General features: G+C 48.9%; 9 protein-coding genes. 2 read left to right on the plus strand and 7 right to left on the minus strand.

Annotation, left to right across the window (positions count from 1 at the left end):
• Positions 1–152 precede the first annotated feature (152 nt).
• From FFM82_RS13025 to FFM82_RS13045, 5 genes are all read right to left on the minus strand, one after another.
• A complete protein-coding gene (locus tag FFM82_RS13025; RefSeq protein ID WP_137646203.1) occupies positions 153–659 on the minus strand; it encodes an acyl-CoA thioesterase in 507 nt (168 codons plus the stop codon).
• 178 nt (positions 660–837) lie between these two features.
• Positions 838–1,224, minus strand: a complete 387-nt coding sequence (locus FFM82_RS13030) for a cytidine deaminase family protein (protein ID WP_137646204.1) — start codon at positions 1,222–1,224, stop codon at positions 838–840.
• A gap of 103 nt (positions 1,225–1,327) precedes the next feature.
• Positions 1,328–1,987, minus strand: a complete 660-nt coding sequence (locus FFM82_RS13035) for a methionine ABC transporter permease (RefSeq protein WP_137646205.1) — start codon at positions 1,985–1,987, stop codon at positions 1,328–1,330.
• Entirely contained in the window at positions 1,980–3,008 is a 1,029-nt protein-coding gene (locus FFM82_RS13040) for a methionine ABC transporter ATP-binding protein (protein ID WP_137646206.1), read from the minus strand. Before FFM82_RS13040 ends, FFM82_RS13035 begins: the two co-directional genes overlap by 8 nt.
• A 12-nt stretch (positions 3,009–3,020) precedes the next feature.
• Entirely contained in the window at positions 3,021–3,860 is an 840-nt protein-coding gene (locus tag FFM82_RS13045) for a MetQ/NlpA family ABC transporter substrate-binding protein (protein WP_137646207.1), read from the minus strand.
• A 447-nt stretch (positions 3,861–4,307) separates the two neighbouring features.
• On the opposite strand from FFM82_RS13045, the gene FFM82_RS13050 reads away from it, so the two are divergent.
• Positions 4,308–5,447, plus strand: coding sequence for an MFS transporter (locus FFM82_RS13050; RefSeq protein ID WP_225425717.1), 1,140 nt, complete (start codon positions 4,308–4,310; stop codon positions 5,445–5,447).
• A gap of 359 nt (positions 5,448–5,806) precedes the next feature.
• Here the strand turns inward: FFM82_RS13050 and FFM82_RS13055 are convergent, their stop codons facing one another.
• Positions 5,807–7,138: a sensor histidine kinase gene (locus tag FFM82_RS13055; RefSeq protein WP_170178310.1), complete on the minus strand. Its 1,332-nt coding sequence runs from the start codon at positions 7,136–7,138 to the stop codon at positions 5,807–5,809.
• A gap of 177 nt (positions 7,139–7,315) precedes the next feature.
• Here FFM82_RS13055 and FFM82_RS13060 point away from each other — a divergent pair, with 177 nt between their 5' ends.
• The gene (locus FFM82_RS13060; protein WP_137646209.1) at positions 7,316–7,783 is read left to right on the plus strand and encodes a Dps family protein; all 468 of its coding nucleotides are present in this window, start codon (positions 7,316–7,318) and stop codon (positions 7,781–7,783) included.
• Between the two features lie 947 nt (positions 7,784–8,730).
• Here FFM82_RS13060 and FFM82_RS13065 read toward each other — a convergent pair.
• Positions 8,731–8,895, minus strand: a 165-nt coding sequence (locus tag FFM82_RS13065; protein WP_143143456.1) for a transposase, incomplete at its 5' end; no start/stop codon positions are given.

Below are 8,895 nucleotides of genomic sequence, written 5' to 3' on the forward strand. Positions count from 1 at the left end.
GTCACAGATTTAAATAACCGTCCACGAAAGGTCTTGGGATGGAAAAGTCCAAGTGAAGTTTTCTTCGGCAAAAAGTTGCGCTTGATTTGACAATTCGTCTTAACAAAAAACGCCGAATCGGCAAAAATACCAACTCGACGTTACGTTCAATTTTAGTCCGCCCACGGGACGTTCACACTGATATGACTATTAAAATGTTCCTGGCGTTTGAGCTTCGCCAACCGTTCTGCGCGCCGTTGCTCGTAACCCTGGGTAACGAACACGTACTCGTCCTTATCCGCTACCAGCTGTGGCAAGGCAATCCCCGGTTGGGTCACTACGAAGGTCGAAAAGCAGGTCAACCCTAAGAAGCGTTCGCCGGTTTTCAAATGCTCGCCAATGATTTTGGTAAACACTTCGATCGAGCGGCTCCCCACGCCAGAAACGTAGGACTCCATACACATTGAGTCTTGCAACCGAAACGGCATCAGGAAGTTGACCTGATCGACCGAGGCGGTCACCGTTTCGATACGGGCTAGCCGCGACGCCGCGATTGACGAGTTATCGTCAATGGTCGCCAACGTTTTGCCACCAAAAACGGTGTCGTGTTCGTTCAAGTCGGCCGAAAAGACCCGGTGATTGCTGATTGATAAAGTGTCCGATACTTTGATTGTGTCCATGTTGCACCCCCGCAGATAATGGTGTTAATTTAATGCCCGTCATTATCGTGCCCAGATTATCCACTTGTGGATAACCTTCAGGGCTAAAATACCTGTGGATAACAAACTACCGGGTATGGCGTTAATGACGCTTTGATTAGTTCCATTATAGCTTAAAGCAGCAGCAAGCAACAGCACCCTAAGCCTGCCAGTATCGCGGTAATAATTCTTTTAATTTAACACTAACTAACGGCGCCAACTGAACCAGTACTTCAACGTCCGGATTCCCCAGTTGCCGTAAAAATTCCCGGCAGGCCCCGCACGGCATTAGAATTTCACGCCCGCGAACGGCCACGATCCGGGTCACCGTCTGCTCCCCCGCCGTTAACATACTACCAAGCGCGTTACGTTCGGCACAAAATCCCAACGAGCAGGCGGTATCCACCGAAACACCGGTAAAGACGGTTCCCCGACTAGTCACCAGTGCCGCCGCAACGCTGCCCGCGTAGACACTGTTCGAAACGTCCCGCGGCTGACAACTTGCTACCGCCCGCGCGTAAAGTGTTTGCCAATTAATGGTTTCCATAATTTCCTCCAACAGATTCCAAATTATTTATTTAATCATCGCTAATCGAAACGGGGGCCAAAAGACTTTTGGCCCCACGACTTTTGACCCCCGCTTGTTACGCTTAACGGGTGTAATGGTCGGCTAACCGGTCCCCACACCACTGAACGATTTGAACGATGATAATCAAAATAACAATGACGCTGACTAGGACGCCGGTATTATAACGGTTATAGCCGTATTGAATCGCTAAATCGCCGATGCCCCCGGCGCCGATCGTGCCGACCATCGCGGAGTAGCCTAACAAGCTGATCAACGTGAGGACCACCCCGCGGATTAACGCCGGTAACGCTTCGGGAAACAGAACTTCTTGGAAAATCAGGATAAACCCGGCCCCGGTAGAGCGGGCGGCTTCGACCACCCCAGCGTCAATTTCCGCAAAAGCCCCTTCGGCTAACCGGGCAAAGAACGGAATCGCCGCTACTGACAAGGAAACCGCACCCCCTAACGGCGTATACGGATCACCCGCAACCAACTTGGCGAACGGAATCAAGACGACCATTAAAATCAAGAATGGGAGCGACCGAATCGCGTTGATAACAAAACCGCAAATACTATTCAGAACTGGTCGTGGCGCGAACAGCGGGTTCGAATAATAGTAGAGGAACAGGCCAATCAGTGTCCCGAAAATCACAACGATAAAGCCCGAAATAAAGACCATTTTCCCGGTATCCCACAGGGCGGTTCCTAAATTCTGTTGTAAAATCGTGATGGTTTCATTCATGTGCACTGACCTCCGTAACGTAATCGACCCGTTGGTGGAAAATTTGAACTGCCTGGCTGACCGCAACCGCTGAGCCGGTCAAGAAAACGACCAGCACCCCAATCGCCTTATCCTGAATAAACTCGACGCGGCCCTGAATAATATTAATGTCAATTCCGGTTTGCTTGGCGATTTTCGTAATAATTGGCGTCAGCGAATCACTGCCACGGTAGCGTAACGTCAACAACTGCCCGGTCTGCTTGGTAACTTGCGCTTTAACTTTGTCCGGTAAATCGGTATCGAGGAAGCGGTTGACTAGCCGCTGCCCCATGTCCGACTGCGGCGCGGCAAACAGGTCGTAGGTGCTCGATTGTTCAACCAGCCGGCCATTTTCCATCACGGCGACCCGGTCGAATAAACTGCGAGCCACTTCCAACTGGTGGGTGATGAAGACGATCGTGATGTGTAGCCGGCGATTAATTTCTTTGAGAATCCCAATAATTTCTTCGGCGGTTTCGACGTCCAGCGCACTGGTCGCTTCGTCACATAGTAGGATGTCGGGGTCGTTCGCTAACGCCCGCGCGATGCCGACCCGCTGCTTTTGACCACCGGAAAGCTGACCGGGATAGTTATCTTGACGGTCGGCCAACCCGACCAGTTCCAAGAGTTCGGTGATCCGCTTAGGCTGTTGCTTTTCCGGGTAACCACCGGCCGTCAGTGCGAACGCCAAGTTTTGGGCTAACGTCCGGTTATTGATCAGGTTAAAGTTTTGAAAAATAAAGCCGATTTTACGCCGTGCCGCGGCAATCGTTTTGGCATTGGCGTGGCTCAGGTCGGTCCCGTCAACCACCACTTGGCCGTTGGTTGGCGCTTGCAAGTAGTTGATCGTCCGGACCAGCGTCGACTTACCCGCACCGGAAAGACCAACGATGCCGAAAATCTCGCCCTTTTCGACACTCAACGAAACGTCCTTGACCGCCGTCACGGTCCGCTTCTTTTGCTTAAACGTGACATCAATATGTTTCAATTCAATTTGACTCATATGGGTTTCCTCCTACTGCCAGGCGGTCGGTTTGTCAAAATCCTTAAATTCGGACTTGGCAATCGCCTGCTTGAACGCCTTGCTATTTAAGACTGATTTAACGGCCTTGGCAAACTTCGAATTTTGCTTACTGGTCTTAACAACGAAGACTTCTTTATAGTTATCATTCAACTTTTCAAGCGCCAGCGCCTTGGACGGATCCAACTTCGCGCTCCACGAATAATTACCGGGGACTACCGTGATGGCCACGTTGGTCAGCGATTGTGGTAACTGCGCTGCGTCGAGCGTCTTAAACTTTAAGTGGTACGGGTTGGTGGCGATATCGGCCTTGCTAGCCGTCGTCACGTCAATGTTCTTCTTTAACGTAATCAGTTGTTGAGCGGCCAATAATTGCAACGCCCGCGCTAAATTAGACGGGTCGTTTGGAATCGAAACGGTCGCGCCGGCTTTAAGTTGGCTCAACTTGCTGAGTTTCTTTGAATAAATCCCCATCCCCAAAGTTGGGGTTTGCGCAATCGCGGTCAGTTTCAAGTGGTTGGCCTTAGCGAAAGTCTTTAAATATAAACCGTGTTGGAACAGGTTTGCGTCGATTTCACCGGAGTTGAGCGCTTTGTTCGGTTGAACGTAGTCGTTAAATTCCTTGGTGACGACTTGGTAGCCCCGCTTTTTCAGCAACGGTCCGAGGACCTTATTCGCCATATCGCCGTAAGGGCCGGCCGCCACCCCGATCGTGACTGTCTGTAATTTTGAATCACTCGCCTGGGTCTGACTACGCCGACTTAGGCCAAAAATTGCGATTAACACTAATAAAATTCCAGCAAGGGCTAAGCCCCACTTCGTATTTCTTCTCATTATCCATTCCTCTTTCTCATTTAAATTTTAAGGGATAAAAAAAGTCGCCCCGTTATCTTCAATAACAAGGACGACTTTTGGCCGCGGTACCACCTTAATAGTGTCTTTTAAACACCAACTCATGCAGAACTAACTGCTGCGATAACGGGCATTTACCGCAACCGGCTAACCCATTGGCTCACCGGTTGAATTCGTTGTGAAAGACCATCTTCGCCACCCGCGCCGGGTCACTTTTCAGCAAACCGTGACTCTCTGTTGCCGGTTAAAAGTGGTTACTCATCTTTCGTAATGGTCATAATTATGAGTTTTTAATTAAAAAATGTCAAGGAGTTTTCAAATCTTTTTCTAATTTTAAGAATCAAGCCCGCGTGGTAGCATAAAAATATTAATACATCAGGAGGTATCAGCATACACACTAAAAAAGGATTGACGGCCCTTGGCATCGTCTTGGTAGCCGTCAACATGCGCCTACCGATCACCGGGTTACCGCCAATCATGGCCGAAATCCAACGGGCCAGCGGCTTATCAACGACCGCGGCCGGCCTGCTAACGTCGATTCCATTGTTAACCTTCGCGTTAGTGTCGTCCGGGTTCGCTCGCGCCAGTCGTCGCTTCGGCGCAACCCCGGTCATGCTAGTCGCTTTTATGGTTTTAACGCTCGGGTCGCTCCTGCGGGTCACGCTAACCGTGCCGTTACTCCTGCTGGGAACGCTACTGATCGGGTTGGGCATCGATGGCGGCAACGTCATTTTACCCGCAATCATTAAGGCGCGAATGCCCCAGCAACCAACGCTTGGCGTCAGCCTGTACACAACTTCAATGGTACTGATGAGTTCCCTGGCTACCGCCATCGTTGGTCCCTTAACCAAGGCGGTCACGTTGACCGGAACGCTTAAAATCGCGGTTTACCTTTCGCTAATCAGTATCCTAGGTTGTGGCTTATTGCTGGTAGGCCGCCGTCCAGCAGCTACCACGACACCAACTGAACAACCCGCGCTGCATCTCAGCCACAATCGCCTAGCTTGGCTCCTGACGGCCTTTTTTGGTTTACAGGCTCTGCTGTACTACTCACTCGTCACCTGGATGCCGGCCATCTTTCAAGCGGTTGGCTACACCGCCGACGAAGCCGCCTTGTTAGTCACGATTCTGCAACTAGCCTGCCTCGCCTGCGCGGTCATTACCCCGCTGTTTGCCACCTCTAAGCGCGGGAAAGCCGCCATGTTGTGGACGATTGCCCTGGGGTTTGGCCCGGCGACCCTGGCCGCCGGTTTTAGTCAAAATCACTTCGGTATGGCCGTCGTGCTGGCACTATTGATGGGCATCGCATCCGGCTTCTCCTTCAACCTCGCCGTCATCTTTTTCACCCAAAAGACCCGCAACGCTGCCGAAACCATGGCCGTCTCCGGCATGGCCCAGACCTTTGGCTACCTGCTAGCTGCCGGCGGGCCGGTCGTCCTTGGGTGGCTCAACAATTCAACCGGGAGCTGGACTCCCTCGCTACTCGTTTGCTTGGGACTCGCCGGCTTAATTTTGGTCGTGGGCCGGCTAATCGAACGGCGTACCAGCTTGTTTGAACCATCTGAATAGTAAACTTACCGAACCAACACCGGATAAACCTATTATAAAATGCTTAACATGCTATAAAATAGAATTGGTTAAGTAGCGTTCAACATTTAGGGGATACATTTATCATGGGGATCTCCCGCTAACTTAGCTAGTGGTCTCGAACTTGGGGAAGGCTTGGCTAGCCCCAACGTTACGGTCCGCGTGATCCTTGCGCGGCACGACTACGGGTGAGACGGCAGCTTAATTACCCGGCGGTCGCAGTAACATTGCATCACGACTGGGGACCGTGGTGCTTTTTGTGTCGTTGACACCCCATCCATTTCATTGGCGCACCAAAAAAAGGCCGCTTTTCGGTAAAACATCGAAAAGCGGCCTTAAGTTTACTCTGCCGCTAAAATTAGCTGAGCCTTAAATAAGTTATGATCAACTTGGTAATTAACCTGAAGCTGATCAGTCATTAATTGCTTAATACTACTCAACCCGTAACCTAAGTGACCGGCCTTGGTAGTAAAACGGCCCTTCTTAATCACGTTTAAATCAATCTGCTCCTGCTTGGGAATCTGATTTTGAATACTGAAAATAACGTTCTGGTGATCATCACAACTAATATCCAACGTCACGCGTTGATTGCTATGGGCCGCGGCGTCCAACGCGTTATCCAGTAAGTTACCGAGAATCCGCACGACCCGCACTTGCGAGACCGCCGGCAACTTGATCGTATCCATAATCGTCACGGTCAATTTTAACTGCCGTTCAGCCGCTAAATTGTGTTTTGCATAAATTAACCCACTAACGACCGGTGATTCCAAGTACCGTAAGACGTCCAAGTCGGTTGCCTGATTCAACGCCGCCCCACTCGGCAAAACTTCTTGATTAAAATATTGCTCTAAGGCCTGATAATCATGCCGTTCCAACAAGGTTGCCATACTGAGCAAAATATTTTGATAATCGTGCTTGAATAAGTGTAGATCACGGTTATGATGGCTGAGCAACTCGTTATAAACCGACATCTGTTTCAACAGCTGATCATCATTTAAATGACTGTTCTTATTGCTAATCAAATAAAAACCAATGATTCCGAACGTGACGCAGGCCGCAATCGCCATGTAAGTCTGGTTGACTAGTGAACTTTCCATCGCAAAAACGTACGCCGTAATATAAATCGCAAAGAACAACAACACCAATAAGTAATCACTAATTTCAACCCGCGCCCGTTGTAGAAAGTCCGCCACCGCGTGTTTAACCATCCAGTGGTGGACCCACAAACTCAGCAAGATAACGATTGGGAGTTCGATCAGCACGGCTAAAAATAAATTAATATCAGCCGCCTGCTTGATCCCCAGCGCTTGGCGCAAAAACATCGGGGCGTCCGAATGCATCGCGTAGCGGGTCAGCACCCCGGTAATCGCGCCAATCAAGCGCTTAAACGCGTTTAAAAAGATGGCAATCGGCAACATCAAAATCCAGTGGGTCGCCAACAGCCACGTACTCATCACGGTTGTCGACAGTACCATCGGAATAATGAAGAAAAATACTAGCGGCACCTGCGGCCACATCGCGTTTGCCCACTGACAAAAAATTGCATTTGCCAAGAAAACTAAAATCCAAACAATGGCGATTCGCCAGGTTAAATATTCTCGAAACGCAATCATAAAGAAAATCATTTCGTACGTGCCCGACATCAATGATAAAACTAATAATAGCGCAGCCATAAAATCCCTCCCAATCCATATTTTCCCAATTAATCCCACTTGTAAATCAAGTTAACTTATAAAACCATTATAAACCGATTTTTATTAATTTTCGGGGGTTAACGACTAACGTGGTTATCATTTGTCGGTGAAAGCGTTTTACGATAAAATGAAACTCAGAAAGGAGCCGATACTATTATGAAATATCCAAAGACTAAACAGGTATTGAATCAACTCGTTGCCGATTTAAGTCAGATGTCAATGATCATTCATCAGACCCACTGGTACATGCGCGGGACTAACTTCCTGAAACTCCACCCGTTGATGGATGAATTCATGGACGAAATCGACAGCCAACTCGACGTTATTTCCGAACGTTTAATTGCTCTCGACGGCAGTCCTTATTCCACGTTAAAGGAAATGGCCGATAACACCAAGATTAAGGACTGGCCTGGCAGCTGGGACAAAACCACGCCCGAACGCCTCGCCCACTTAGTTGACGGCTACCGTTACCTCGAAAACCTTTATCAAGAAGGCATCGACGTTTCCGACGTTGAAAAAGATTTCAGTACCCAAGACATCTTCATCGGCCTAAAAACAGCCATCGAAAAGAAAATCTGGATGCTTCAAGCCGAACTGGATGAAGCCCCAGACATTGATAAATAAGCTTTTACTCGTTCGCACACTTAACTAACCTGATTACAATAACTCACTTACACGAACGATAAGCTTCGGATCACCCGCCAAGCGGGTGGTCCTTTTTCGTAACGGCCTATCAATCATAATCAGCGCCAATTGCCGCTCCCCTCCGCCTACACGCAAGCAAGGCTGCGGGACCTTGGTAACGATTATTCATAGCTAAAACATACTCCCCATATGCTTAATGCCCCACCCTTAACGGAAAGCAACCACAAAACCACTTTTAATAATAGTTCTAACCTGCCGGTCCGCTCCGCCTGCACGAAAGCAAGGCTGTGGGCACGCTCGGAAGCCAATTCACACCCCGAATTGTCTCCCAAGTCGGCCTTGTTGTAAGTCGCCCAAAAACGGCGCCCAACAACAATTTCACAGCCATGTTTCGAAGGGCTCCGGAACCTAGATTAAATCTCGTTAACTAACAACTTGTTAGATTTAATGAACTATTCGAGCGGTTAGTAATATAGTTCGCTAATCCTCAGCATCTTAAAACAATATCAATAAGGATTCCATTACATAAATAACTCGAATCAGTAATTCTGAATAGATCTTAAAATATTTTATTTTCTAAACAATGACTACCGTCCAATAATCAATTACCAACCTAACACAATCTATTCATCCAAATTAACTCACTAATGCCCACCAACGACCAGTTTAAGCCTGGAGGGAAAGCGGGAACAGTCCCAGCGGTGAAGTTTCACTTGGTCGCCGTCCTTGGGCGAGTTAGTGAAAGCCCGGTGGTTAAGACCTGATCTTCGGGCTTAACACCGTGGCCACCGCGTTCCGGACTGATTCCCGCTGACTGGAGGGCTGGCAAGAAAACACTAGCTTGGAATCGAGCAAGACTTATTTAATTAAGTATTGTCTTTCTTCGGTTTAGTAACGCTAAATCCAGAACGCGACTTAGAACGTGTTTAGAATCTTTTCAAGAGTATTCGCAGGAAGGCTAAGCTAATCATCATCTTACTGGTGTTCAGCTTTCGCTCACAATTGCGCCAGAGGCGCCGATATTTTCCTAGCCAGCTAAAACTGCGTTCGATAACCCAGCGTTGCGGGGTCACTTGACCGTGCCTAAGGTC

Origin of the sequence: Lactiplantibacillus plajomi, from assembly GCF_005405405.1 — a bacterium.
Lineage (GTDB): Bacteria > Bacillota > Bacilli > Lactobacillales > Lactobacillaceae > Lactiplantibacillus > Lactiplantibacillus plajomi.